We start from the raw sequence: 22,671 nt of genomic DNA, 5'->3' as shown, positions 1-22,671 counted from the left end.
GAAGGGCCGTCTTGCGATCATCGCCATGCGGCCGTCTGCTTCGGGACGATGTTTCAGGAGAGAGAGTATGCTGCGCTTCGGAATTCTATCGACGGCGAAGATCGGCCGCGAATTGGTGGTGCCGGCCATTCAGGATGCGGAAAACTGCGTTGTTACCGCGATCGCCAGCCGCGATCTCGATCGCGCCCGGCAGATGGCGGATCGCTTCTCGGTGCCGCATGCCTTTGGCTCCTATGAGGAGATGCTCGCCTCCGACACCATCGACGCGGTCTACATCCCCCTGCCGACCTCGCAGCATGTCGAATGGACGATCAAGGCGGCCGATGCCGGCAAGCATGTGCTGTGCGAAAAGCCGATCGCGCTCAGGGCGGATGAGATCGATAGCCTGATCGCCGCCCGGGATCGCAACAAGGTGCTGGTGACGGAAGCCTATATGGTCACCTATACGCCGGTCTGGCGGAAGGTCCGCTCGCTGCTCGCCGATGGCGCCATCGGCCGCCTTCGCCATATCCAGGGCGCCTTCACCTATTTCAACCGCGATGCCGGCAACATGCGCAATATCCCGGCGCTCGGCGGCGGCGGCCTGCCCGATATCGGCGTCTACCCGACGATCAGCACCCGTTTCGTCACCGGCCGCGAACCCCTGCGCATCCAGGCCGTGACGGAGCGCGACCCGGAATTCGGCACCGACATCTATTCCAGCGTCAAGGCCGATTTCGGCGACTTCGAGCTCACCTTCTACATCTCGACGCAGATGGCCAATCGCCAGGTCATGGTCTTCCACGGCACCGAGGGTTTCATCGAGGTGAAGTCGCCCTTCAATGCCGATCGTTATGGCGCGGAAGAGCTGGAGCTGAGCAATCGCGGTCACTCGGAATCGCAGATCTTCCGCTTCCCCGACAGCCGCCAGTACAAGCGTGAGGCGGAGGCCTTCGCCTCGGCCGCCCTCGGCGAGGGTACGGAAATCGTGCCGCTGGAAAGCTCGAAGCTCAATCAGAAGGTCATCGACGCCATCTATCGCGCCAGCGAAAAGGATGGCTGGGAGCCGGTCTGACCTGCTTTTGGGGAGCGGCTCGGCTTTTCGCGAAAGCGCTGAGCCGCTCTATTTTTTACGCAGTTCCGGACGGAAGACCGCTTCGCATCTTTCCTGGAATTGTTTCAGGGATTTTGCCGGTGGCGGAAGACGAAGCGTGAATAGCCGAAGAAGCTGAACGCCGTCGCCGCCGCCGAAGCGAGCGTCAGGGCGATGATCGGCCTGAGCCCCGGCTCGGCCATCAGCAGCGAGCTGAACAGGGCGTAGTTCAAAAGCGCGGAGGTCAGGCCCACCGATCCGTAGCGAAAGCCCTCGGCCGCCAGCGACCGGTCGGATCGCCCGAAGGTGAAGTTGCGGTTGATGAACCACGTCGCAAGCAGCGCACTCGGGATGGAGACGGCCCGGCCGATGAAGGGGCCGACCGGCGTGAACCACAGCAGCAAGTGCAGGACGCCGGCGTCGACCACGAAACCGACGCCGCCGGCGATCAGGAAGCGAAGCAGCTTCTTCATGCGGCCTTGGCCCTTTTCTTCCGGCTTGCCGGCTTCTCAAGTTCCGTCGTGTAGACCGTCTGGTCTTCGCCGCTCTCGCGCGAGGTCGGCTTGGCCAGGCTCATATAGTGGATGCGCAATTGCTCCGCACGCGCACGCGCCACGGAATCGAGGATCAGGCCGGCGGTAAACAGCATGAAGGCAATCATCATCAGCGCCATCGAGAGCACCCAGGTCGGCATGCGTGTCACGAGGCCGGTTTCGAAATACTCGAAGAGGACCGGGATAGAAAAACCGATGCTGAGCTCCATGGAAATGGCGCTCAGAATGCCGAAGAAGGCGAAAGGCCGCGTTTCCTTCATCAGCATCGCGAACATCCAGAGGATCTTCCAACCGTCGCGGAAGGTGGAAAGCTTGGAGTGCGAGCCTTCCGGCCGCCGGCCATAGTCGAGCTCCAGTTCGCTGACGGGCAGCTTCAGCCGCGAGGCGTGGACCGACATTTCGGTCTCGATCTCGAAGCCGCTGGAAACTGCCGGGAAGCTCTTGACGAAGCGGCGCGAGAAGGCGCGGTAGCCGGAAAAGATATCGGTGAAATCGGTGCCGAAAATGGTGCGGTAGAGCCAGTTGAAAATGCGGTTGCCGAAGGCGTGGCCCTGGCGGCCGGCGTCGTTATGCACGTTGCGCCGCGTGCCGACGACCATGTCGGAGCCTTCCGTCAGCAGCGTGCGGATCAGCTCTTCGGCATCTTCCGGCGCATAGGTGCCGTCACCGTCGGCCATCAGATAGATGTCGGCGTCGATATCGGCGAACATGCGGCGCACCACATGCCCTTTGCCCTGGCGGCGCTCGCGCACGACCGTCGCGCCGGCGAGCATGGCGTGCAGCGCGGTGCCGTCGGTGGAATTGTTGTCGTAGACGTAGATCGAGGCCTGCGGCAGTGCCTTGCGAAAGCCCCGTACGACATCGCCGATCGTTGCGGCCTCGTTGTAGCAGGGCAGAAGGACGGCGATGTTCAGCTTCTCATTCCACATGGTCTTGGCCGGTTGCTAAGTGTGAAGTCCAGGTGAGGCCCGATGGACAATCCGGACGAGAGCTTATCCCGTTGGCTGTTAATAAGACCCTATGGCTGCGCAATAAAAATGGCGGGATCCCGGCATTGCGAAAAACATTATCGTGATGATTTCGGCAGCGGGTATCCGCTTTACTTTTTTTTGATGGGCAGCCGCTAGCGTATCGCCCGAATATGCTTCCAACATGGGGTTCATCGACATGGCGCAGAGCTTGGCAATGCCGCCCGAGGCAGCCGGAGCGGCAGACAGGAAGGCGCCGCTGCGCTGGTCACATCCCGCCTGGGTCGCGCTCATCTATGCCGTCGTCGTCATCGTCGCGCAGCTCGTCATTCATCGCCACTTTACGGACTATGTCGGCCCCGACAACGACGATACGATGCGTCTCGTCGAGGTGCGCGATTTCCTCGCCGGTCAGGGCTGGTTCGACATGATGCAATACCGCCTCGGCCTCGAAGGCGGAACGCTGATGCACTGGTCGCGCTTCATCGATCTGCCGATTGCGAGCCTCATCCTCTTCTTCCGGATGTTCTTCTCACCCGAAGGGGCCGAAGCGGCGGCGCTCACCATCTGGCCGCTCTTGCTCATCCTGCCGCTGCTGTTCTTCATGGGCCTTGCGGGTCGGCGCATCGCCGGTACGGAAGGCATGCATTTTTCGCTGATCCTGACGGCGCTCTTTATCCTGATCTCGTCGCGCTTCGTGCCGGGATCCATCGATCACGACAATGTCCAACTCGGCCTCGTCGCCCTCACGGCCGCCATGCTGGTCGATGAAACCTATCGGCCGCGCAATTTCGCCATCGCCGCCGTCGCGCTTGCCGTCCAGCTTGGCATCGGCGCGGAGACGACGCCCTTCGTCGCTGTCACCTGCATGGCGGTATCCTGCTTATGGGCCTGGAAAGCCGAGGTCTTCGCCCCCACTGCAAAGGCCTTTGCCCTGACTCTGACGATTGCCGTCAGCGCCGCCTTTTTCTCGCTCGTGCCGCCGCGTCTCTATTCCACGGTCACTTGCGACAATCTTTCGCTCGGCTTCTACGGCATCACCAGCGCCGGCTGCATCGGGCTTCTACTGTCGGCGCTCTTTGCCAGCCGCCTGTCCCGCCCGTGGCGGATTGCCGTACTGGCGGCCAATGGCGCGTTCGTTTTCGCGACGATCGTGGCGCTCGCGCCGCAATGCCTGCGCAATCCGCTCGCCGATCTGGATCCGATGCTGGTGGACCTCTGGCTGAGCAGGGTGACCGAAGCACAGCCGATCTTCTCGATCGCCCGCACCGAGCCCGACACGCTCGGCGCTTTCTATGCCACGGGCCTTCTGGCCCTGATCGTCTGTGCGGTTCGCATCCTGCGCCGCGATCGCGCGAGCCTGTATGCGATGCTGATGGCCGTGATCGGGATCAACTGGGCGATTACGCTCGTGCAGGTACGCGGTGCGGAATTCGCCAATCTGCTGGCAATCCTGCCATTGGCGCAGTTGATCGCCGAATTGCGCCGGAACTATATGGCCAATACCGGGAGCCTGCGTTCCGCCTTGCTCTATGTGCTGACGATGCTGGTTTCCGTTCCGGCCGTGTGGGCAGTCGGCGGCGCGCTTGCCAGCAAGGGACTTGGTAATGGCCTGGCCGTCGCGACGCCCGCCAAGGCCGAGGAGACTGCTGATTGCGCCTCGAAGGCGGCGCTTGCGCCTATCTCCGGCCTGAAGCCCGGCGTGATCGTGTCAGCTTCCAACATGGGTGCGCCGCTTCTGCGCTTCACGCCGCATCGCGCTCTTTCCGGGCCCTATCATCGCGATCAGGCCGGGATGCTCGCCGAACTGCATATTGCTCTTGCGGAGCCGCAACAGGCGGAAGCGCTCTTGCGCGAGGCGAAGGTAACCCTGCTCGCCTTCTGCAAGGGCGATCCGCAGGTGGGGATGCTGGCCGAGCGGGCGCCCAAGGGGCTCTATGCCCAACTTGGCGCGGGCCATGTGCCGGCCTATCTGCAGCCCATTCCAGCCTCGGCCAGTTCGGATGTTCAGTTCTTCCGCTTCAAGCCGCAGGATTGAGCTAGGCGCGGCGGCGATGCCCCACCATATCGGCCGTGATGAGGTAGCCGATGAAGCCGAGATTGTAGCCGCCGAGGGCGACGAAGAGCGTCACCAGCGGCGGAGGAACGATTGATATCGCCACCGCCGCCATGAAGGCGATGCTCATCAGCGCCACGCCCAGCAACGCGCCGATCGTCGAGCGCTGCAGGCCGGCGGCAATTCCGATGATCGTGGCGGTCGCGAATATCATCGCTCCATGTCCTCTTTACCAAAACCCAGTTTGCACAGATTTACGCGTGGATGGCTAAAAAAGGCTTTGCCGACAGGGTTAACGCTTGATGAAGCACGGCCGCACCGCAGGGCCTTCGCTATGGGCAATGACGCGGCAGCACGTTAAATCTGCGTACAATCCTTTTCTCCGCGCAATTCCGGTTTGAGGGGTTGTGCGCTAGGCTCCGCATTTTCCGCGACATGGGCTAGAAAGAAGCCATGAGCAGCTTTTTTGAGAGTGATTCGCCGTCGAACCTGACGGAATATTCCGTCTCGGAATTGTCCGGGTCGATCAAGCGCACGGTCGAGAACGCGTTCGACCAGGTGCGCGTGCGCGGGGAAATCTCCGGATATCGCGGACCGCATTCCTCGGGCCACGCCTATTTTTCGCTAAAGGACGACAGGTCCCGCATCGATGCGGTGATCTGGAAAGGCACCTTCTCCAAGCTGAAATTCCGCCCCGAGGAGGGGATGGAAGTGATCGCGACGGGCAAGGTGACGACCTTCCCGGGCTCCTCGAAATATCAGATCGTCATCGAGACCCTGGAGCCGGCCGGCGCGGGTGCCTTGATGGCGCTGCTGGAGGAGCGCAAGCGCAAGCTCGGCGCCGAGGGTCTTTTCGATCCCGAGCGCAAGCGCAGGCTTCCCTTCATGCCGAAGGTGATCGGTGTGGTCACGTCGCCGACCGGCGCCGTCATCCGCGATATCCTGCACCGCATCTCCGATCGTTTCCCCGTGCATGTTCTGCTCTGGCCGGTGAAGGTGCAGGGAGAGGGCTCCGGCGACGAGGTGGCGAACGCCATTCGCGGTTTCAACGAATTTGCGCCCGATGGGCCGATCCCGCGCCCCGATGTACTGATCGTGGCGCGCGGTGGCGGCAGTCTTGAGGACCTCTGGAGTTTCAACGACGAGGCTGTCGTCCGTGCTGCCGCGGCCAGCGGGATCCCGCTGATTTCGGCCGTGGGGCACGAGACCGATTGGACCTTGATCGATTATGCGGCAGACGTACGCGCGCCGACCCCAACCGGGGCGGCGGAAATGGCCGTGCCGGTCAAGGCCGAGTTGGAAGCCCAGCTCGCAAGCCTTGCCGCCCGACTGCAGGGCGGGGTGAGCAGGCAGATGGATCAGCGCCGGCAAACTGTGCGCGCGCTGTTGCGCGCCCTGCCGTCGCTCGACCAGATTCTGGCTCTGCCGCGCCGTCGCTTCGACGAGGCCGCCGCCGGCCTCGGCCGGGGACTGGAGCTGAACACGCTTAACAAGCGCCGTTCCTTCGAACGCATGGCCACGCAGCTGCGGCCGGATATCCTGTCGAACCGCATTGCCGAGCGCCGCCAGCAGCTGGGTGAGAGGATGACCCGCGCCGAGCGGACCATCGAGCGCATGCTCGACCGTTCGCGCGCCCGCATCGAACGCGCCGATGCCGTTTTCGCCACGCTGCCGTCGCGCCTCGAAGCGCAGACGGGCCGCGCCCGCGACCGTCTTGGCAATCTCGTGCAGCGCACCGATACCGCCATCCGCCATCAATTGACGCGCGCGCGCAGCGAGCTGGTGGCGCAGGAGCGCATCCTGCAATCGCTCTCCTACAAGAACGTTCTGAAGCGCGGATACGCGGTCGTGCGGGACGAGGATGACCGCCCGGTTTCGCTGGCGGCAGCGCTTTCGACCGGCGCCGCCATCTCGATCGAATTCGCGGATGGGCGCATCGGCGCAGTCACCGGCGAGAGCGAGGCAACGCCGCCGTCAGGCGCTCCGCCTTCGAAGAAGCGCGCCACCAGGCCGGCCGAACCTGCCGCTCCGCCGAAACAGGGAAGCCTCTTCTGATGCGCATCCTGCTGGTCCTGGCTCATCCGCTCGAGGATAGCTTTGCTGCTTCTGTGGCAAAGGTTGCGCGGGAGACGCTTGTTGCCGGCGGCCATGAGGTCGATCTGCTCGATCTCTATCGCGAAGGTTTCAATCCCAGTCTCTCGGAAGCCGAGCGGCGCGGTTACTTCGACCAGCCTTATGATACCGCAGGCGTCGACGACATCGTGACGCGGTTGCGCGCGGCCGAAGGCCTGATCCTGGTCTTTCCGCAATGGTGGTTCAATTTTCCGGCCATTCTCAAGGGGTTCTTCGATCGCGCCTTCGCGCCCGGGGTCGCTTTCACCCATGACCCGGCCGGCGGCCGCATCGTGCCGCAGCTCACCAACATCCGCCTGTTCTGGGCGCTGACGACGACCGGCTCGCCCTGGTGGATCGTGCACTTCTATATGGGCAATCCCGTGCGCCGCCTGTTGAAGCGCGGCATCGCCGCCTTTTGCGCCAAGCGGCTGAGTTTCCGCATGCTGGCGCTGCATGACATGGATCGCGTCACCGAAGCCGGCCGCAAGGCGCATCTTGCCCGCGTCAGGAAAGCCCTGGCGACGATCTGATCCTGCGATTCTTGCCAAAAAAGATGCCGCGGCAGGAGTGCCGCGGCGCGTTCGCATTTGAATGTCTGGACCTGGTTATGCCCATTCGCCCTTGCGCATGACGGGCACGCGCGAGCCGTCGGCATTGATGCCGTCGATATCCACCTTGTCCGAGCCGATCATCCAGTCGATATGGATCAGGCTGGAATTGCCGCCCTGCGCCTTGATCTGCTCCTGGCTGAGCTTGGCGCCGTCGATGAAGCACTTCGAATAGCACTGGCCGAGCGCGATGTGGCACGAGGCGTTTTCATCGAACAGCGTATTGTAGAACAGGATGCCGCTCGCCGAGATCGGCGAGGAATGCGGCACCAGCGCCACTTCGCCGAGCCGGCGTGCGCCTTCGTCGGTGTCGAGCACCTTGTTCAGCACTTCCTCGCCGCGCGTCGCCTTGGCTTCAATGATCCGGCCGCCTTCGAAGCGCACCTGGATATTGTCGATCAGCGTGCCCTGATGCGACAGCGGCTTTGTGGAGGAGACATGGCCCTCGACACGCAGCGCATGCGGCGTGGTAAAGACCTCTTCCGTCGGGATGTTCGGGTTGCAGGTGATGCCGTTCTTGGCTGTCGAGGCGCCGCCGTGCCATTCATGGCCATCGGCGAGACCGACCGTCAGGTCGGTGCCCGGTCCCTGGAAATGCAGGGCGGCAAAGCGCTGGCCGTTCATCCAGGCCGAACGCTTGCGCAGATTGGCATTGTGTTCCGCCCATGCGGCGATCGGATCTTCGACATCGACGCGCGAGGCCGAGAAGATCGCCTTGGCGAGCTTGGCAACCGCGATGGCTTCCGGGTCGTTCGGGAAGACCAGCTTCGCCCAGGAGAGGTTCGGATAGGAGACGATGTTCCAATTGGTGTCGAAATTCGAGATCTTTTCCAGCGCCGGCTTGTAGGCGGCCGAATTGGCGCGATTGGCGCGGGCTACCTTGGCCGGATCCTGATTGGAGAGCAGCATCGGGTTGTCGCCGGCAATGGCGAGCCGCGCCGTATTGTTGGAGAAAGCCTTGGCCATACCCTCGTAGAGCCAGTTCGCGGCGCGGTCGAAGCTTGCATCCTGACCATATTCATAGCGGGCAAGCGTCGTCTCTTCGTCGGAATAGAAGGTGGAGACGAGCCCGGCGCCGGCCTTATAGGCCTCGCGCGTGATCAGCCGCACCAGCGGCATCGCCGCGACGGGCGCGGTCACGAGCAGATCCTGGCCTTCCTGAAGCTGCAACCCGACCTTTACGGCCACTTCCGCAAGCTTCTCCAGCTTGGTGTGATCGACGGGATGATGGTTGGGGGAGGCTGATGTCATGGCGAAACCTGCGTGCTTGCTATCGAAAGATGGTTTGAAGACTTAGACCGCTTTGCGGCGAAATTGAAGGCGCTTTGTCCGATCCCGGAGATCGCCAAGTGATCGTCGAGCGATCGTCAGGCAATCAGCGGCGCGGCCTTGGCCTTGAGCGCGGTCAAGGCATCCTGTGGGCTGAGCCTCACCTGCAGGCCGCGCTGGCCGCCGTTGATGTAGACATAGGCCTCGGTCATCGCCTGCGCCTCGATCGCGGTCGGCACCAGCTTCTTCTGGCCGAAGGGGCTGATGCCGCCGACATGATAGCCCGTCAGGCGTTCCGCATCGGCGGGTTTCATCATGGCAGCCGACTTGCCGCCGAAGGCCGCCGCGAGCTTTTTCATGCTGACCTCGTGATTGGAGGGGACGACGGCGCAAACCGGCTTACCGTCCACTTCCGCCATCAGCGTCTTCAGCACGCGATACGGCTCCTCGCCCAGCGCTTCCGCCGCCTGCAGGCCGACACGCTCGGCGGTCGGATCGTAGTCGTAGGTATGGACGGTAAAGGCGACCTTGGCCTGGGTCAGCACTTGCGTCGCGCGGGTGGTTTTTGACATGGCAGTAATATTTCCAGGCGTGCGACGTTATCGGTGCTCGGAATGAGCGCGATCGAGCTTTTCGAGAATTTCCAGGCCACGAGTTTTGTCGCCCTTGGCCGCTCTGAGCCGAAACCGTGTCTCGGCATCGAACTCCGTGAGTGCTTTTGTGGTCAGCTCTTCGAAAAGCTTGTTGAGGCTTGTCCCGCGAGAAGCAGCAAGAGCCTTCAGCCGTTCGTGCTGATCGTTTGGAAGGCGAATTGTCAGCGTGCTCATGTCAAATCTTCCTCCGAATAAGGAACTCACCTGCTGTCTGAATTTCCAGCTGCGGAAACAGCAATTCCGCTTGGGCGAAATCTTTCTTGTTTGCGGTTATCAATGCCGAAGCGCCGCCACCAACCGCGAGTTCGATCAAATGATTGTCTCCCTCGTCGCGCAAATTTGGGCGCCATAGGTAATATATGGGAATCCACAGGCAGCTTGAAAGAAATGCATCGAGGAGCACAATGCGCTCTTCTTTTGAGATGAACCGACTATCGAAAAGGGCATCCCTTCCGCAAACGTCCTCGTATTCGGCAAACAAAGCATTGCTGACCAGTGGAACCAGGCGCTCTTCAAGACAGAGGCGGATGACCTGTCGTGGTGCACCATCGGCGTTCATGATCGCGGAAACGAGGATGTTCGTGTCAATGACGACCTTCATGCGAAAATGATAGCATATACGCTATCACTTTCAAAGATGCGGCGGCCATTTAAGCCTCGAAGAAGCCCGCATAAATATCCGGCTTGAATCCAACAAGCAGTTTTCCGTCGGCTTCCAGAACCGGGCGCTTGATCATCGAAGGCTGTGCCAGCATCAAGGCAATGGCCTTGTCCTGCGTCAGATCGGCGCGATCCGCTTCCGGCAGGGCTCTGAAGGTCGTGCCGGCGCGGTTGAGGACGACTTCCCAGCCCGCGTCCTTCGTCCAGCGCTCCAGGTGATCCCTGTCGATGCCGACGGCCTTGTAATCATGGAAGTCATAGGCGATGCCGCGACCTTCGAGCCAGGTGCGCGCCTTCTTCATCGTGTCGCAGTTCTTGATGCCGTAAATGGTGATCGTCATGTCGAATCCGTCTCTTGCTGTCTGATAGCGCATAGCATGCGAACAAAGCCCGGCGAAAGCCGGAGGTATGGTGAAGCGGTTCTCTTCATCCATTGCGGTTGCCACCGACAATCCTGTAAATATGCAGCATGCATATTCATGGCGGACAGAGCATGACGACAGACAGGGAAACTTTGCGGCTGGAAAATCTCTTTGGCGCCATGAGCCTCGCTCTGGTGGACAAGATGGAAAAGGCTTTTGCCGACGAAACCGGCCTTGGGCCGAGCGCCATTGCTGCCATCGTTCAAATCGGCACCGAGCCCGGCCTGACCATCGAGACCCTGCGCCGGATGATCGCGCTCTCCCATTCCGCCACCGTGCGCCTTGTCGACCAGTTGGTGGCGTCCGATCTCGTGTTGCGCGCCGGCGGCGTCGAAGGGGACAAGCGCGCCCGATCGCTGCAATTGACCGAGAGCGGCCGTGTGCTTTTCGATCGTAGCCTTGCCGCCCGCCGCGCCGTCATCGGCCGGGCGTTCAAAGCCTTGAAGCCTGAAGAGGCGGATCAGCTAGGTCGCCTGGTCGAGAAGCTGTTGCCGGCCCTGGTCGATCTCGGCGACGATCAGGATGTGGTCTGTCGCGTTTGCGATCAGGGCGTTTGCGACCAGGATCGCTGCCCCATCACCTTCATGACATAGCCTCGGGAACACGGCCTTGACAGCCCTTCAAAATATATGCACTATGCATGCATATATTTTGAAGGGCGCATGATTGCTTCCTTCGATGATCTGAACATCGCCTGCATCAATTCGATCGGAGGCATGATCGTGATGGAAAATCGTTCAAAAATAACCCGGCTAACGGACGTCGTCCTCGCGGCCCTTATGGGCGCGCAACATCTTGTTCGCCGTCTCGGTACGCTCCTGCGGGAAGCGACCGTCATCGCCTTTGCCATACGATGTAAGGTGATTGACGGCCGGTAGGGCGGCCTAGTCTTCCAGCGTGCCCGGCTTGCGAACGACCGAGCTTGGCTTTTCCGAGCCGATCTTCATCAGGTCGCCCCGACGGCGTACCAGCCGGTCCGAAACGCGGGTCACGATCAGGCCCGCCTGCGGTGCGCGGACATCGATGGTTCCGTCCGGCATGCCTGGGGCTGTGATGATGGTCGCCAGCAGATCGCCCGCTTCGACGCGCTCGCCGATGTTGCGATGGAAAAGCACGGTTCCAGCCTGCGGAGCGCGGATCATCTCGACATTGTCGAGCGGCACGGCAGGCCCGGCAAAGGCGCCGAGTGCGACGCTGTCGTCCTGCACCGCGCCGCGCGCCGCCAGGAAGCGCCAGAGGCCTTCGGCATCGTCCTTTGCCATTTCCGGATAGACATCGCGGGTGCCGCGCAATTCGACCGTCACCGAAAGCTTGCCCGGCAGTTGTGCCTTCTTTTCTCCAGGCACTTCGTATTTCCAGGCAAAGCTGACGGCTTCCTCGAAAGCCGAGCTTTCGCCGTCCGACAACAGCACGGCATCCATCTTAAGCGCTGCGGCGAGGTCCGCCGCCTCGGGCCAGAAAGCCTCGTCGATATAGGCATATTGCAGGGATTCGTCGTCACAGTGGAGATCGATCACCAGATCGGCGCCGAGCGCCATGTGGATCAGCTGCCGCTTCAGCCTGTCGACAGCGGGATAGCGTTCGAGATTCTCGATCAGATGATCGCGGTCGCGCAAGGAGATCAGTGGGAAATCGCGGTTGAAATTGGTGCGCGAGCCCAGGTCGAAGCGGCCTTGCATCTCGCCGAAGTGCGATTGCGCCGCGCCGATCGGATTGGCATGCGGCACGACGACGATATCGCTCGAGATAGTCCCGGCAGCTTCCGCTTTGCGAAGCCGCTCGCACAGGAAATGCACCAGGGCCGTGCCCGGAAGCTCGCCGGCATGCAGGGCGGCCTGAATATAGACCTTGGGCGCATCGGCCCTGTTGCCGGCGAAATGCAGGATTGGCAGCCGCCAGGCAATCCCCGGAGTGTCGCCCTCTATAACGATTTCGGTGACGTTCATGTGCGGGCCTCCTGCTGCCGATAATGATCGCAGACCCATATCAAGCGTTGCCCGCATGCCGCAACCGTTTGTCGCGATCCGACCAGATTAGGGTCGGAGAGAGTGGGTCGAAATGCCTGTCAGAGGCTGCGGTTCCTGCGCAGGCAGAAGCTCAGGATCAGGCCGAACAGCACCGCGCCGACGCCGAAGGAGAAGGGCGCGGCATAACCGAGATGATCGGCGAACAGACCCGCGATCGGGCCGGTGCTGCCGAGCGACACATCGAGGAAGATCGAATAAAGCCCGAGCGCGACGCCGCGATTCTGCGGCGGGATGCGTTCCATGGCTTCGTTGCCGAGCGCCGGGAAGACAGGCGCAAAGCCGGCGCCGGCAAGCGCCGCGCCGATGATGGCGACGGTCGGGGAGGGGGCGAGGGCAAGAGCCGCCAGCCCGATGATCTCGATGACGAGAGAAATTCGCACCAGCGGCAGGCCGCCGAAGCGGGCGACTGCCTGTGCAAGGCCGAGGCGTACGCCCATGAAGGCGAGGCCGAAAGCACTAAGGGCGAAAGAAGCGCCATCCCAGTTGCGGCTATGGAAGAACAGCGCGACGAAAGCCATGACCACGCCGAAGCCGCTGGAGGCAAGCGCGAGCGCGATGCCGAACGGCGCGACCCGGCTCAGCACCTGGCCGGTGCCGATGCCCTTTTCCTTGACGCCGGGCACGGGCGGCCGCGTCTGCGCCAGCATGAAGCCGGCGACGGCAAGGACGATGGTGACGACGCCGATGGCGAAGAAGCCGTATTGCCCCTGCAGCCAGGCGCCGAAAGGTGCGGCGAGCGCGATGCCGCCGTAGGTGGCGATGCCGTTCCAGGAGATGATGCGAACCGTCTCGCGCGACCCCATCAGGCCGATCGCCCAGGTGATCGCCGCCGTGCTCACCCAGCTTTCGCCGATGCCGAGCGCCAGCCGGCCGGCAAGCAGCAGCGCAAGGCTCGCCGTCGGGACATGGACCGTGAACGTGGAGGCGAGCGTCAGCACGCCGGAAAGCCCGTAGGCAAGGAACCCGAGCAAGACCGAGCGGCGTGGCCCGTATTGATCGCAGAGCCGCCCGACCTGCGCGCGGCTTACGATGGTCGCGACATATTGCGTACTGACGGCGATGCCGGCCCAGATGACGCCGAAGCCGAGGCCGCTATCGACATAGGTCGGCAGCACCGCGAGCGGAAGGCCGATGGCGATGTAGCCGAAGAATGTCAGTGCGACGATCGACAGGAGGGATAGCGTCGAGGTGGAGCGGACGGTCTGGGAGGCAGTGTTCACGGGATATCGCCTGCGGGCACCGGCAACGGTGTCCATGCTGTTTGCCACGAAGGACGGGGTTTGTATCGGATAGCCATGACGGCGGCGGCCCAGCGGCCGTGCGTCGCCACGGATAACCGGTATCAGGCAAGGGCAGGCATGGTCAACGAATTGCTGCCTTGCAGCAAAAGCCATTGACGGGATGAATTGATTATGCGTGCCTCTGAAAATCCCGCATCGCGGGAGCAGGGCCGGTTTGCCGGCCCCGCCCGAAACGCCTCACATCGTGAGGATGACACTGGCTGTCGTGCGCCCGGCCTCGAGATCGGCGTGGGCGCGGGCCGCATCCTTGAGCTCGTATTCGGCGCCGATCGGATTGACCAGTCCGGCCTGCAGCGCCGCCATCAGCGCCGTCGTGCCTTGACGATAAAGTTCAGGATCGTTCGCGTAGGTCAATATGCTCGGTCGCGCCAAGCCGATGGCGCGGGGCGCGGTCAGCTCCTCGATCTGGATCGGCGGGATAGGGCCGGCGGCCTGGCCGACGCTTGCCACCATGCCGAAGGGGCGGACGGAGGCAAGCGTCTGCGACAGCATCGTGCCGCCGATCCCGTCGATGGCGAGATGGACGCCGCGGCCATCGGCAATGCGGCGCGCTTCCTCCACCCAATCCTCGGATGTATGCAGGAGAACCACATCGGCTCCGGCCTCGTAGGCAAAACCGGCCTTGGCTTCGGAGCCGACCGTGGCGATGACGTTCGCGCCGAGCCGCTTGGCAAGGCGCGTGACGAGCTGGCCGAGGCCGCCGGCTCCTGCGTGGACCAGCACCCATTCGCCGGCTTTTACGGGATAGACCTTTTGCAGCACCATATGGGCTGTCAGCCCGCGCAGCATCGTGCTGCCGGCAACCCGCTCGCTGACGTCGTCGGGTAATTTCACAAGACGGGCGGCCGGCATCGTGCGCACCTCGGCGTAGCTGCCGAGCGGGTGGCCGATATAGGCGACACGGTCACCGGCCTTCAGCCCTTCGACGTCGGGGCCGACCGCCTCGATGACGCCGGCGCCCTCGAAACCGAGCACGCTCTGACCCGGCGGCAGCGGATAGAGCCCGGAACGGACATAGATATCGACAAAGTTGACGCCGGATATGCTTTGGCGGATCCGGGCTTGGCCGGAGCCTGGTTCTGTGGCTGGGAGATCGACGGCTTTCATGGCCTCGGGTCCACCGGGGCCGGTAATGGCAATCGCTAGGGGCATGCGGAAGTCTCCTTTCAGGAGACCTTTGACCATAAACGCCGATTTGAATAAATTCGGTATGAACTCACCGTATCTGTGCAATAATGCACCGATGATCGATTGGCAGGACCTTCTTCATTTCGCCACCCTGGCACGAACCGGCTCGCTTTCGGCGGCGGCGCGGGAGCTGGGCGTCGACCACGCAACGGTCGGCCGGCGCATTGCCGCGCTGGAGCGGTCGCTCGACCTGCGCCTCATCGACCGGCGGCCGCGCACCTCGCCTTTGACGGCGGACGGCCGCGCCATTGCCGAACTGGTGACGGGGATGGAGGAGAATGTCGAGGCGATCAGGCGTTATTCGAAGAGCGCCGTCGCCGGCCTTTCGGCTGCCGTCAAGGTCAGCGCGCCGCCCTCGATCGCCGCCCATCTTCTCGCCCAGAAAGCCGCCCTGTTCCGCGCGGAGCATCCGGATATCACCCTCACCATTGCAGGCGTCACCCGCCGGGCCGCGCTCAATTACGGCGAGGCCGACATTGCCGTGCGCATGACGCGGCCGGAAGAGAGCGATCTGCTGGTGCGGCGCATCGGGGTCATGCGCTTTGGCCTCTATGCCATACCGTCCGTGGCGCAAATGCCCGAGAAGGATTGGGCTTTCATCGGTTACGACACGGCAATGGAGCATCTGACGCAGCAGACTTGGCTGCGCAGCCTCCTCGACGGCCGGCCGATCGTCTTTCGCGCCACCGACGTATTCGGCCAGCTCGAGGCCGCGCGCGCCGGCCTCGGCGTCGTGGCGCTTCCGGCCTTTCTGGGCAATCGCGAGGCGGGTCTGACGCGCCTGCCCGTGGCGATCCCGTCGCCCACGCGCGACCTCTGGCTCGTCACCTATCCGGATCTGCGCCGCTCGCCGGCGATCCGGGCGGTGATGGACTTCGTCACCGACGTCATCGGGCGAAGCTGCCCGCTGCGCGATGGCGCTGACGCGGCCGCGTAAGGCCAGCTTCCGATCAGAATTTTCCTGTTGCAGCCAGGCGGCGAATCTCTATCCATAGGTGGATGGGCGATCCTTACGGTCGGTGATCGATGACGAAGCTGGGCAGTTGGTTCGTGGTGGACAAGGCGGATCTGGTCGCGGGCATATCGGTTGCCGGGCTGATGTTGCCGGAAGCGGTCGCTTACGCAGGGATTGCAGGTCTGCCGCCGCATCGGGCCATCCTCGCCGGCATCGCCGGATGTCTGGTCTATGCCATATTCGGGCGCAGCCGCTTCGCCATCGTCTCTCCCACATCCTCGTCGGCCGCCATTCTTGCCGCCACCTTGGCGGTGGTGCCGGGCGACGCCACCGTCAAGGCGGGGCTTGCCACGGTAGCCGTGGCGCTTGCCGGCATTCTTTTCGTCGTCGCCGGCGCATTGCGCCTTGGCGGCATCACCGGCTTCATTTCGCGGCCCGTGCTGCGCGGCTTCGCCTTCGGGTTGGCGATCACCATCATCCTGCATCAGCTTCCGATCCTCGTCGGCGTGCCCGTGCAGGGCTCGAACATCCTGACCTATGCGGCCGCGCTGTTCGGTGCCGTCCTGCAATGGAATCCGATCAGCGTCGCCGTTGGTGTCGTCGCGCTGGCGGCATTGCTGCTGCTGAAGCGACTGCCGGGTGTTCCCGGCGCCTTCCTCGTGCTCGCCGCCGGCATCCTATCCTCCTATCTGTTCGGCCTTGAAAGCCATGGGGTGAAGCTGGTCGGACCTATCGAGATCCTGCCGCAGTGGCCGTCGTTGCCGGATGCCGACTGGACGTCCTATTCGCGGCTCGTGCAGTTCACCGTGCCGCTCGTGCTGATCCTCTTTGCCGAATCCTGGGGAACGATGCGGGCCCTAGCGCTGCGCTACGGCGAGACGCTGGAGGTCAATCGCGAGCTTGGCGCGCTCGGTGCTGCCAACATAGCGAGCGCCGTCGTTCAGGGCATGCCGGTCGGCGCGGGTTTTTCCGCCGGTTTCGCCAGCGAGGCGGCCGGGGCGAAGACGCGGGCCACCACCGTCTTTGCCGCTATCGGCCTTGCGGTCCTGATTGCCTGCGCCGGGCCGCTCGTCGCGCTTCTGCCGGAACCGGTGCTGGCAGCCGTTGTTATCGCAGCCCTTACTCATGCGCTCGATCCAAGCCCGATCCTGCGTCTGCGCCGCCTGCATCGCGATTTCTACGTGGCGCTGGGCGCCGCTGTCGGCGTGCTGGCCTTCGGCGTCCTCAACGGCATGCTGCTGGCGATCGCGCTCTCGCTCGCCGCCATGATGCATCGCCTGGCGTCGCCGCATGTCGCCCGTCTGGGCCGGCTGGACAACAGCCATGACTTCGTCGATATCGCCAGACACGACAATGCCTCCGAGATACCGGGCATCGCCATCTGGCGCCCCGGCGAAACCCTGTTCTTCGGCAATGCCGATACGATCTTCGGCGAGATACTTTCGGACAGCCGCAGCGAAACCGGGCTGCGGGCCGTCATCCTCAGCCTGGAGGAAAGCTCCGACATCGACAGCACGGCGATGGATGCCCTGACGGAATTCGATGGCGCCATGCAGCGCACGGGCCTGCGCGTCCAGTTTGCCCGTGTGCATGACCGCGTCCGCGATCTCATGACGGTCGCCGGCATTGCCGACGTCAACGGCCGCTGCAGCTTCAGCGTCGATGACGCCGTTGCGGCGGTGATGGCGGGCGATCAGCCAAAGGCTTGAGCGCCCCATTCAGTCGTGCAGCGTCCAATAGCAAAGATGATCGTGAGTTGCCTTGCCGTAGAGGCTATTGATCAGCACGAAATCCCTGGCGGTCCACGAAACGGGTTCCTCAAGCAAGATATCCGGAACAACGTGCCCGCGATAAAGCAGCGTCATATGCGGCTCGACCAGCTTTTCGCGCCCTCTCTTGAAGCCTGTCAGTTCCACGGCTTCATCCAGTTCGCGATGAAGCGCTTTCAGCTCCGCGTTTCCATCCTTGTTCCACAAGACAAGCGGCCGATTGTCTCTATTGCCGAAGCTTACAGCCCGATCGAACAGGACTGGAAACGATCGCTTTCTGATCGTCGACGCTGCTTCCATTGCCGCAAACGCTACGTCCTCCGGCAATTCGCGCGCCGGATCGATTTGCATTTGATAGAGGGTGATATGAAATAGATCCTTGCGCCGCGGCTTCGTTGAAAAGCTGTATTGGCGGTGAAACGTTCCGGCGAGTTCAAAGCTGCGCGCGGCAGTCTCCTGGTCGGGCAGGATGGCAAAATAGAGTCCATTGGCGGGTTCTTGCCCCGGAGGCGGCGGTGTCCGGCTGCGCGATCCATTTCCAAGATTGAGTGAAAGTTGCCCGCTGTTCTTCATGGATCGCTCAAAGCTTGCCCGCTCTGCCTCCTTCCATTTTCCCGATCCGGAAATCATACGACGAGACAGCAGTCAGATCAAGAACAAAACAAGAACAAATAGCAGCTGAGAGCGGCTGCGACCGGCGATCCTCATTTTGAAAAGAGCGACCGAATAAAAGTCCGGCCTGATCTGTTCATTCCAAGTTGGGGTTTCGTAGCCGTTCTCTCTCAAAAAGGAATGACCATCCATGTGTGCCAAAATTTTCTTTTCGGCCGTTGTTCTCGCTCTTATCGGCCTTGGGGTCGCGTCTTGCTCCACGTCCGGTGGCGGCAGTTCCGGCAGCGGCATGACGCAGAGTTCTCCTCCGTCCGGCGGCGGGTATTGATAGACGTGCTCGCCACCGTCTTTGCGCGATTTCGTTGTGGCAAAGACGGTGGCAACGTTCGATCTTCGCAAGAATCGGGTTGAATTCGACGCTCTCCGGGACGATTTTCATGACAAGTGGAAACACGGGAGCTTTCGTCATGAACGAGACAAGGCAGAATTATTCGATCTTCGAAACCGCCGGCGGTTTCTGCGGCATCGCCTGGAGCGATGTCGGCATCCTGCGCTTTCAATTGCCGACCAAGGATGCGGGAGCGACCGAGCGCCTGCTTCTGCGCCGGCTGCCGGATGCGCAGCCCGGCACGCCGACCCCGGCGGTCGCAGAGGTGATCGCCCAGGTGAAGCGTTATTTCGCGGGCGAGGAGATCGACTTTTCCGGCGTCGCGCTCGATCTCGGCGAGCAGGATGCGTTCTTCAGGCAGATCTACGATGCCGCCCGGCAGGTCGGCTGGGGCCATACCACCACCTATGGAAGCCTGGCCAAGCAGCTCGGTGCCGGGCCGGAAGCCGCCCGCGATGTCGGGCAGGCCATGGCCAAAAATCCGGTGGCGCTGATCATCCCCTGCCATCGCGTGCTGGCGGCCGGCGGCAAGATCGGCGGCTTTTCCGCGCCCGGTGGCTCGAACGCCAAGGCGCGCATGCTGGAGCTGGAAGGCGTTCAGCTGGCGCCGCCGAAGCCGGTACAGCAGTCGCTGGCGTTTTAGATCATGAAATCAAGGGCGAAGGGTCTCGGCCGCTCGCCCTATTCTTTCCGCGCCTGACGGGCGCGGGAAAACAGCAGCGTGTCCTTGTCGTTGAGACGGACCGGCTTCGGATCGCGATAGCCGGCCTTTTCGGCGACGCGGATCGAAGCCGTATTGCCGGGCGAGATGAGACAGACGCTGCGGTCAAATCGAGGCTGATCGTCGAGCCAGGCAACGGCGGCTCCCAGCGCTTCGGTGGCAAAGCCCTTGCCGTGAGCCCATGTCGCCAGCGCCCAGCCGGCTTCCGGAATGCCCTTGATCGGCGGTTCCATGACCCGATGAAAATCGGCAAAGCCGAGATCGCCGGCATACCGGCCGGAAGATTTCTCGCGCACCGCCCAGTAGCCATGTCCGAGCAACGGCCAAAGGCCGTGATAGGACAGCATCCGCATCCATGATTCCCTGGAGGTGGAGACGACGTTGCCGAAAATATGCTTTACGACCAGCGGATCGCTCCACATGCCGGCAAGCGGTACGAAGTCATCAAGCGTATGGCCGGTCAGGATGAGCCGCTCTGTTTCCAGTCGCGGCGGCGAGAGCGTTGGTTCCATGAAGTCAAACCTCCGGAGCTAGCTTTGGGCGGTCGGCTGAAGGCGCTGAGCCAGAGCATCCATATCCGGCAGAAACCAGACCTCGCGCCCCTTGTTCGATTCATAGACGAAATCGCGCAACGCGTTGCTGCCCGCGACCCATTGCGAGATATCGCCGAGGATGACGAGCTGAGAGCGATAGTTGACGAATTTCTGGATGATTGCGCCGGCGATGCGGGTCGAGAGCTGGAAAAATTCCTCGTTCAGCCGCGATGTCGGAACGACCACAAGCTTGGCATCCGCATCCCACGCCGCGCTGATCCAATCGTTCACGTCCCTTTCGCTGGCCAGAAGCGGGCCGCTGTCATCGCCGATGACGACCTTTCGGCCGGAGAAATCTTTGACTGTGTACATGCTCTTCGACTTTGCGTTCTGTTGAAAGGAAAGCTCGCGCCACCATTCCGTGCGGTTGGCCGAGGATAGCTATCATGCGGGGCATGCCGATCCTAGAGCCGCTATGCATGATCCCTCGAGCCCGCGGAGGTCGGAAGCCCTTTGCCGGATAGCCGTAGAACCGCGGCGACCAATGCATCGGGGTCCGCACCCGGATCAAATTGGCCATCGATCATCAGCAGCGCCAGCCCATGGGTCAAGGACCAGAGAAAAAGCGCCGCCGTGCCGATCTCGTCGGGCGGCAGGCGCTTCGAAAGACCAGCCTTGAGAACCTCGTATGCGGCCGAGCGCAGCGAGCGTATCCTGTCGTCGGCGGCGAAGGCGGTATGGAAGCCCTCGCCGAACATCAGGCGGTACAGCCCCGGATTTTTCCGGGCAAAGGCGACATAGGCCATGCCTGCCGGTGCCAGCTGGCCCTTGGCGTTGCTGGGCGCGGCCTGGAGGCGTTCCGCCAATTCGGCAAAGCCGCGCTCGGCAAGCGCCACGGCAATATCGTCCAGCCCGGAAAAATGATGATAGGCGGCCGGCGCGGAAACGCCGACGCGGCGTGCGATCTCCCTCATGCTGAGTGCCGTCGGTCCGCCCTCCTCCAGCAGGGTACGGCCCGCCGCGAGCAAGGCGTTGCGTAAATCCCCGTGATGGTAGCGCGAGGGAGGGCCGGCCTCGTTGCTGGTCAATCGATCGTCTCCAATCTTTACGTCGTTAAGATTATGGGCTATTTCTTCCCCGCCCGCAATCCTGCCGTCACGGAGCTCCGGCGATGACCCATATTCCCGTCTATGTCTATGCGTTGTTCCTGCTGCTGTTATGGATCGGCGTGTCGCGTTGCCGGCCGCGCACGATCCGCGTCGAACGCCTTGCCGTCATGCCGGTCCTGATGGCGGTTCTGGGCGCACGCGGCTTTGACGGGCTCTTCTCGGAGGCAAGTTCGCTCGATCTGCTTTTCGCGCTCATCGGGCTCGGTATCGGCGTGGCAATCGGCTGGCGGCATGTCGGCGCCTGGAAGCTGGAGGTCGACAGGGTGAAGAGATCGCTCTCGCTGCCCGGCGATATCATGATGCTGGTCATCATCCTTGCATCCTTTGCCTTTGAATTCCTGTTGCATGCCGCAGCGGCGATGCATGCCGTCTGGTTTTCAGCCCCCGTCGTCCCGCCGCTTGCCGCCGCGATCTGGGCCGGCTTCATTGGCATGTCGCTCGGTCGCAACCTGCATCTGCTGTCGCGCTACATGAGCGTTGCCGCGCAATCGGCCGATCAGGCGCGATAAGCGACATCAGGCCGAACCAGGGTCGCTATCGCCCTCCATCAGCGGCAGCTCGCCGAGCGCATCGGCGAAGCGGCGGACGAGCCGCGTGAGCGATTGCCGGTCGTCATCGGTCCAGTCGGCAAGCGCCTGGGTCAAGGCCCGCCTGCGTGCCGCGCGCACCGCCCTGAAGCGTATGCTGCCCTCGTCGGTAATCTCCGCGATCGATCGGCGCCGATCTTCGATGTCGGCGTTGCGGGTGACGAGCCCGAGGCTTTCCAGCCGCGCCAGCTGGCGGCTGACCGTCGTATAATCGCGTCCCACCTGCTCGGAGAGTTCGGCAACGCCGAGCGGTCCTTGCATCCCCAGCCTCGCGAGCAATGGAAACAGGGCGCGGTCGAGCTGCACGCCCGCCGCGCGCAAAAGAGCTTCGTCGCGTTGCGGCGCGTTCAGGAAATTGACGATGTCGAGCAGGCCGCCGGCCAGCTCATCGAGAATATGTGTATTTTGCACCTTTACAGATCCCGCCTTTTCGATTTAAGTGTATTATACACATAAATAGAGAGCGCGCCATGCCTGTACCATCCAGAATTCTTGTCATCGTCGGCAGTGTCAGGCCGAACCGCATATGCCCCGCTGTTGCCGAATGGGTGACGTCGATCGGCCGCGCGATGCTGCGGGCCGAGTTCGAGATTGTCGATCTCCGCGACTGGCCCTTACCGATGGACGGCGAGCCGAGCATCCCGGCAACGGGGGACTATCGCACCGGTCTCACCAAGGCCTGGAGCGAAAAGATCGCCAGCGGCGACGCCATTGTCTTCGTCAGCCCGCAATATAATTGGGGCTATCCGGCCGTGCTGAAGAATGCCCTTGACCATCTCTATCGGGAGTGGGCCGGCAAGCCGGCCATGATCGTGACCTATGGCGGCCATGGCGGCAACAAATGCGCCGCCCAGCTTCATCAGGTGTTGACCGGATTGAAGATGAAACCGGTCGAAACCATGCCCGGCTTCACCCTGTCGCGTGCCCGCATCGAGGCGAATTCCGGCGAGGTGGAGCCCGAGACGGAGTTCGCCGAAGGACGGCCGATGCTCGAACAGGCATTTGGCGAATTGGGCCGCGGCTGACCGGCAGTTTGTCCGTTGC

At 62.6% G+C, this 22,671-nt stretch carries 27 protein-coding genes; 10 read left to right on the top strand and 17 right to left on the bottom strand.

The window, feature by feature from the left end:
• Positions 1–67: 67 nt before the first annotated feature.
• Complete coding sequence (locus GR212_RS03180; protein WP_163984990.1) at positions 68–1,054, top strand: Gfo/Idh/MocA family protein; 987 nt, start codon at positions 68–70, stop codon at positions 1,052–1,054.
• A gap of 104 nt (positions 1,055–1,158) precedes the next feature.
• On the opposite strand, the gene GR212_RS03175 is transcribed toward GR212_RS03180, so the two are convergent.
• Both GR212_RS03175 and GR212_RS03170 read right to left on the bottom strand, forming a co-directional pair.
• Positions 1,159–1,545, bottom strand: coding sequence for a GtrA family protein (locus GR212_RS03175; RefSeq protein ID WP_163984989.1), 387 nt, complete (start codon positions 1,543–1,545; stop codon positions 1,159–1,161).
• Positions 1,542–2,555, bottom strand: a complete 1,014-nt coding sequence (locus tag GR212_RS03170; RefSeq protein WP_163984988.1) for a glycosyltransferase — start codon at positions 2,553–2,555, stop codon at positions 1,542–1,544. The genes GR212_RS03175 and GR212_RS03170 overlap by 4 nt, the downstream gene beginning before the upstream one ends.
• A 223-nt stretch (positions 2,556–2,778) precedes the next feature.
• Here GR212_RS03170 and GR212_RS03165 point away from each other — a divergent pair, with 223 nt between their 5' ends.
• Positions 2,779–4,632 (top strand): hypothetical protein, encoded by a 1,854-nt coding sequence (locus tag GR212_RS03165; protein ID WP_246725663.1) that lies wholly within the window; start codon positions 2,779–2,781, stop codon positions 4,630–4,632.
• A 1-nt stretch (position 4,633) separates the two neighbouring features.
• On the opposite strand, the gene GR212_RS03160 is transcribed toward GR212_RS03165, so the two are convergent.
• Entirely contained in the window at positions 4,634–4,864 is a 231-nt protein-coding gene (locus GR212_RS03160; protein ID WP_163984987.1) for a homogentisate export protein, read from the bottom strand.
• Between the two features lie 239 nt (positions 4,865–5,103).
• Between GR212_RS03160 and xseA the strand changes: the two genes are divergently transcribed.
• Both xseA and GR212_RS03150 read left to right on the top strand, forming a co-directional pair.
• The gene (gene xseA / locus GR212_RS03155; RefSeq protein ID WP_163984986.1) at positions 5,104–6,705 is read left to right on the top strand and encodes an exodeoxyribonuclease VII large subunit; all 1,602 of its coding nucleotides are present in this window, start codon (positions 5,104–5,106) and stop codon (positions 6,703–6,705) included.
• Positions 6,705–7,295 carry an NAD(P)H-dependent oxidoreductase gene (locus tag GR212_RS03150; protein ID WP_163984985.1) on the top strand — a complete coding sequence of 197 codons (591 nt, stop codon included), beginning with the start codon at positions 6,705–6,707 and terminating at the stop codon, positions 7,293–7,295. Before xseA ends, GR212_RS03150 begins: the two co-directional genes overlap by 1 nt.
• Before the next feature lie 75 nt (positions 7,296–7,370).
• On the opposite strand, the gene GR212_RS03145 is transcribed toward GR212_RS03150, so the two are convergent.
• From GR212_RS03145 to GR212_RS03125, 5 genes are all read right to left on the bottom strand, one after another.
• On the bottom strand, positions 7,371–8,624 hold the full coding sequence (locus GR212_RS03145) for an aminopeptidase (protein WP_163984984.1): 1,254 nt from the start codon (positions 8,622–8,624) through the stop codon (positions 7,371–7,373).
• A 116-nt stretch (positions 8,625–8,740) separates the two neighbouring features.
• The gene (gene ybaK, locus GR212_RS03140; protein WP_163984983.1) at positions 8,741–9,214 is read right to left on the bottom strand and encodes a Cys-tRNA(Pro) deacylase; all 474 of its coding nucleotides are present in this window, start codon (positions 9,212–9,214) and stop codon (positions 8,741–8,743) included.
• 27 nt (positions 9,215–9,241) lie between these two features.
• Entirely contained in the window at positions 9,242–9,469 is a 228-nt protein-coding gene (locus GR212_RS03135) for a toxin-antitoxin system HicB family antitoxin (protein WP_163984982.1), read from the bottom strand.
• A 1-nt stretch (position 9,470) separates the two neighbouring features.
• Positions 9,471–9,896 (bottom strand): putative toxin-antitoxin system toxin component, PIN family, encoded by a 426-nt coding sequence (locus tag GR212_RS03130; protein ID WP_163984981.1) that lies wholly within the window; start codon positions 9,894–9,896, stop codon positions 9,471–9,473.
• 49 nt (positions 9,897–9,945) lie between these two features.
• Positions 9,946–10,296 carry an ArsC family reductase gene (locus tag GR212_RS03125; RefSeq protein WP_163984980.1) on the bottom strand — a complete coding sequence of 117 codons (351 nt, stop codon included), beginning with the start codon at positions 10,294–10,296 and terminating at the stop codon, positions 9,946–9,948.
• A 152-nt stretch (positions 10,297–10,448) separates the two neighbouring features.
• Between GR212_RS03125 and GR212_RS03120 the strand changes: the two genes are divergently transcribed.
• Entirely contained in the window at positions 10,449–10,970 is a 522-nt protein-coding gene (locus GR212_RS03120) for a MarR family winged helix-turn-helix transcriptional regulator (RefSeq protein ID WP_163984979.1), read from the top strand.
• A 291-nt stretch (positions 10,971–11,261) separates the two neighbouring features.
• Here GR212_RS03120 and GR212_RS03115 read toward each other — a convergent pair whose 3' ends face one another.
• The 3 genes from GR212_RS03115 to GR212_RS03105 all read right to left on the bottom strand — a co-directional run bounded on the left by GR212_RS03115 (position 11,262) and on the right by GR212_RS03105 (position 14,857).
• On the bottom strand, positions 11,262–12,323 hold the full coding sequence (locus GR212_RS03115) for a M14 family zinc carboxypeptidase (RefSeq protein WP_163984978.1): 1,062 nt from the start codon (positions 12,321–12,323) through the stop codon (positions 11,262–11,264).
• Positions 12,324–12,442: 119 nt separating this feature from the next.
• Entirely contained in the window at positions 12,443–13,624 is a 1,182-nt protein-coding gene (locus GR212_RS03110) for an MFS transporter (protein ID WP_163984977.1), read from the bottom strand.
• Positions 13,625–13,882: 258 nt separating this feature from the next.
• Entirely contained in the window at positions 13,883–14,857 is a 975-nt protein-coding gene (locus GR212_RS03105; protein ID WP_163984976.1) for a quinone oxidoreductase family protein, read from the bottom strand.
• A 91-nt stretch (positions 14,858–14,948) separates the two neighbouring features.
• On the opposite strand from GR212_RS03105, the gene GR212_RS03100 reads away from it, so the two are divergent.
• Both GR212_RS03100 and GR212_RS03095 read left to right on the top strand, forming a co-directional pair.
• Entirely contained in the window at positions 14,949–15,830 is an 882-nt protein-coding gene (locus tag GR212_RS03100; protein WP_163984975.1) for a LysR family transcriptional regulator, read from the top strand.
• Positions 15,831–15,919: 89 nt separating this feature from the next.
• Positions 15,920–17,557, top strand: coding sequence for a SulP family inorganic anion transporter (locus GR212_RS03095; protein ID WP_163984974.1), 1,638 nt, complete (start codon positions 15,920–15,922; stop codon positions 17,555–17,557).
• A 9-nt stretch (positions 17,558–17,566) separates the two neighbouring features.
• Here the strand turns inward: GR212_RS03095 and GR212_RS03090 are convergent, their stop codons facing one another.
• Together GR212_RS03090 and GR212_RS03085 are read right to left on the bottom strand one after the other, a co-directional pair.
• Positions 17,567–18,190, bottom strand: coding sequence for a 2'-5' RNA ligase family protein (locus GR212_RS03090; RefSeq protein ID WP_163984973.1), 624 nt, complete (start codon positions 18,188–18,190; stop codon positions 17,567–17,569).
• Between the two features lie 72 nt (positions 18,191–18,262).
• The gene (locus GR212_RS03085; protein ID WP_163984972.1) at positions 18,263–18,520 is read right to left on the bottom strand and encodes a hypothetical protein; all 258 of its coding nucleotides are present in this window, start codon (positions 18,518–18,520) and stop codon (positions 18,263–18,265) included.
• Positions 18,521–18,696: 176 nt separating this feature from the next.
• On the opposite strand from GR212_RS03085, the gene GR212_RS03080 reads away from it, so the two are divergent.
• Positions 18,697–19,260, top strand: coding sequence for a methylated-DNA--[protein]-cysteine S-methyltransferase (locus GR212_RS03080; protein ID WP_163984971.1), 564 nt, complete (start codon positions 18,697–18,699; stop codon positions 19,258–19,260).
• 38 nt (positions 19,261–19,298) lie between these two features.
• Here the strand turns inward: GR212_RS03080 and GR212_RS03075 are convergent, their stop codons facing one another.
• The 3 genes from GR212_RS03075 to GR212_RS03065 all read right to left on the bottom strand — a co-directional run bounded on the left by GR212_RS03075 (position 19,299) and on the right by GR212_RS03065 (position 20,959).
• On the bottom strand, positions 19,299–19,850 hold the full coding sequence (locus GR212_RS03075) for a GNAT family N-acetyltransferase (protein ID WP_163984970.1): 552 nt from the start codon (positions 19,848–19,850) through the stop codon (positions 19,299–19,301).
• An 18-nt stretch (positions 19,851–19,868) separates the two neighbouring features.
• Positions 19,869–20,243, bottom strand: coding sequence for a DUF4180 domain-containing protein (locus GR212_RS03070; protein ID WP_163984969.1), 375 nt, complete (start codon positions 20,241–20,243; stop codon positions 19,869–19,871).
• 101 nt (positions 20,244–20,344) lie between these two features.
• Positions 20,345–20,959 carry a TetR/AcrR family transcriptional regulator gene (locus GR212_RS03065; protein ID WP_163984968.1) on the bottom strand — a complete coding sequence of 205 codons (615 nt, stop codon included), beginning with the start codon at positions 20,957–20,959 and terminating at the stop codon, positions 20,345–20,347.
• Between the two features lie 83 nt (positions 20,960–21,042).
• On the opposite strand from GR212_RS03065, the gene GR212_RS03060 reads away from it, so the two are divergent.
• Complete coding sequence (locus GR212_RS03060) at positions 21,043–21,549, top strand: hypothetical protein (protein ID WP_163984967.1); 507 nt, start codon at positions 21,043–21,045, stop codon at positions 21,547–21,549.
• A gap of 6 nt (positions 21,550–21,555) precedes the next feature.
• Here GR212_RS03060 and GR212_RS03055 read toward each other — a convergent pair whose 3' ends face one another.
• Positions 21,556–22,038: a MarR family winged helix-turn-helix transcriptional regulator gene (locus GR212_RS03055; RefSeq protein WP_348643430.1), complete on the bottom strand. Its 483-nt coding sequence runs from the start codon at positions 22,036–22,038 to the stop codon at positions 21,556–21,558.
• Between the two features lie 59 nt (positions 22,039–22,097).
• Between GR212_RS03055 and GR212_RS03050 the strand changes: the two genes are divergently transcribed.
• Complete coding sequence (locus GR212_RS03050; RefSeq protein ID WP_163984966.1) at positions 22,098–22,652, top strand: NADPH-dependent FMN reductase; 555 nt, start codon at positions 22,098–22,100, stop codon at positions 22,650–22,652.
• The last annotated feature ends 19 nt before the right edge of the window (positions 22,653–22,671 follow it).

This window comes from Martinezella lusitana (assembly GCF_010668395.1).
Taxonomy (GTDB): domain Bacteria; phylum Pseudomonadota; class Alphaproteobacteria; order Rhizobiales; family Rhizobiaceae; genus Rhizobium; species Rhizobium lusitanum_A.
The sequence above is the reverse complement of the archived record's forward strand: the minus strand, read 5'-3'. Positions and strand labels throughout refer to the sequence as shown.

Coding starts and splice junctions, on each gene's coding strand:
- GR212_RS03050 (WP_163984966.1), top strand. CDS start 22,098: ATGCCTGTACCATCCAGAATTCTTGTCATCGTCGGCAGTGTCAGGCCG.
- GR212_RS03170 (WP_163984988.1), bottom strand. CDS start 2,555: ATGTGGAATGAGAAGCTGAACATCGCCGTCCTTCTGCCCTGCTACAAC.
- GR212_RS03085 (WP_163984972.1), bottom strand. CDS start 18,520: ATGCCGCTGCCGGAACTGCCGCCACCGGACGTGGAGCAAGACGCGACC.
- GR212_RS03160 (WP_163984987.1), bottom strand. CDS start 4,864: ATGATATTCGCGACCGCCACGATCATCGGAATTGCCGCCGGCCTGCAG.
- GR212_RS03115 (WP_163984978.1), bottom strand. CDS start 12,323: ATGAACGTCACCGAAATCGTTATAGAGGGCGACACTCCGGGGATTGCC.
- GR212_RS03130 (WP_163984981.1), bottom strand. CDS start 9,896: ATGAAGGTCGTCATTGACACGAACATCCTCGTTTCCGCGATCATGAAC.
- xseA (WP_163984986.1), top strand. CDS start 5,104: ATGAGCAGCTTTTTTGAGAGTGATTCGCCGTCGAACCTGACGGAATAT.
- GR212_RS03105 (WP_163984976.1), bottom strand. CDS start 14,857: ATGCCCCTAGCGATTGCCATTACCGGCCCCGGTGGACCCGAGGCCATG.
- GR212_RS03095 (WP_163984974.1), top strand. CDS start 15,920: ATGACGAAGCTGGGCAGTTGGTTCGTGGTGGACAAGGCGGATCTGGTC.
- GR212_RS03060 (WP_163984967.1), top strand. CDS start 21,043: ATGACCCATATTCCCGTCTATGTCTATGCGTTGTTCCTGCTGCTGTTA.
- GR212_RS03165 (WP_246725663.1), top strand. CDS start 2,779: ATGGGGTTCATCGACATGGCGCAGAGCTTGGCAATGCCGCCCGAGGCA.
- GR212_RS03135 (WP_163984982.1), bottom strand. CDS start 9,469: ATGAGCACGCTGACAATTCGCCTTCCAAACGATCAGCACGAACGGCTG.
- GR212_RS03120 (WP_163984979.1), top strand. CDS start 10,449: ATGACGACAGACAGGGAAACTTTGCGGCTGGAAAATCTCTTTGGCGCC.
- GR212_RS03070 (WP_163984969.1), bottom strand. CDS start 20,243: ATGTACACAGTCAAAGATTTCTCCGGCCGAAAGGTCGTCATCGGCGAT.
- GR212_RS03100 (WP_163984975.1), top strand. CDS start 14,949: ATGATCGATTGGCAGGACCTTCTTCATTTCGCCACCCTGGCACGAACC.
- GR212_RS03125 (WP_163984980.1), bottom strand. CDS start 10,296: ATGACGATCACCATTTACGGCATCAAGAACTGCGACACGATGAAGAAG.
- GR212_RS03175 (WP_163984989.1), bottom strand. CDS start 1,545: ATGAAGAAGCTGCTTCGCTTCCTGATCGCCGGCGGCGTCGGTTTCGTG.
- GR212_RS03150 (WP_163984985.1), top strand. CDS start 6,705: ATGCGCATCCTGCTGGTCCTGGCTCATCCGCTCGAGGATAGCTTTGCT.
- GR212_RS03090 (WP_163984973.1), bottom strand. CDS start 18,190: ATGAAGAACAGCGGGCAACTTTCACTCAATCTTGGAAATGGATCGCGC.
- GR212_RS03180 (WP_163984990.1), top strand. CDS start 68: ATGCTGCGCTTCGGAATTCTATCGACGGCGAAGATCGGCCGCGAATTG.
- GR212_RS03075 (WP_163984970.1), bottom strand. CDS start 19,850: ATGGAACCAACGCTCTCGCCGCCGCGACTGGAAACAGAGCGGCTCATC.
- GR212_RS03080 (WP_163984971.1), top strand. CDS start 18,697: ATGAACGAGACAAGGCAGAATTATTCGATCTTCGAAACCGCCGGCGGT.
- GR212_RS03145 (WP_163984984.1), bottom strand. CDS start 8,624: ATGACATCAGCCTCCCCCAACCATCATCCCGTCGATCACACCAAGCTG.
- ybaK (WP_163984983.1), bottom strand. CDS start 9,214: ATGTCAAAAACCACCCGCGCGACGCAAGTGCTGACCCAGGCCAAGGTC.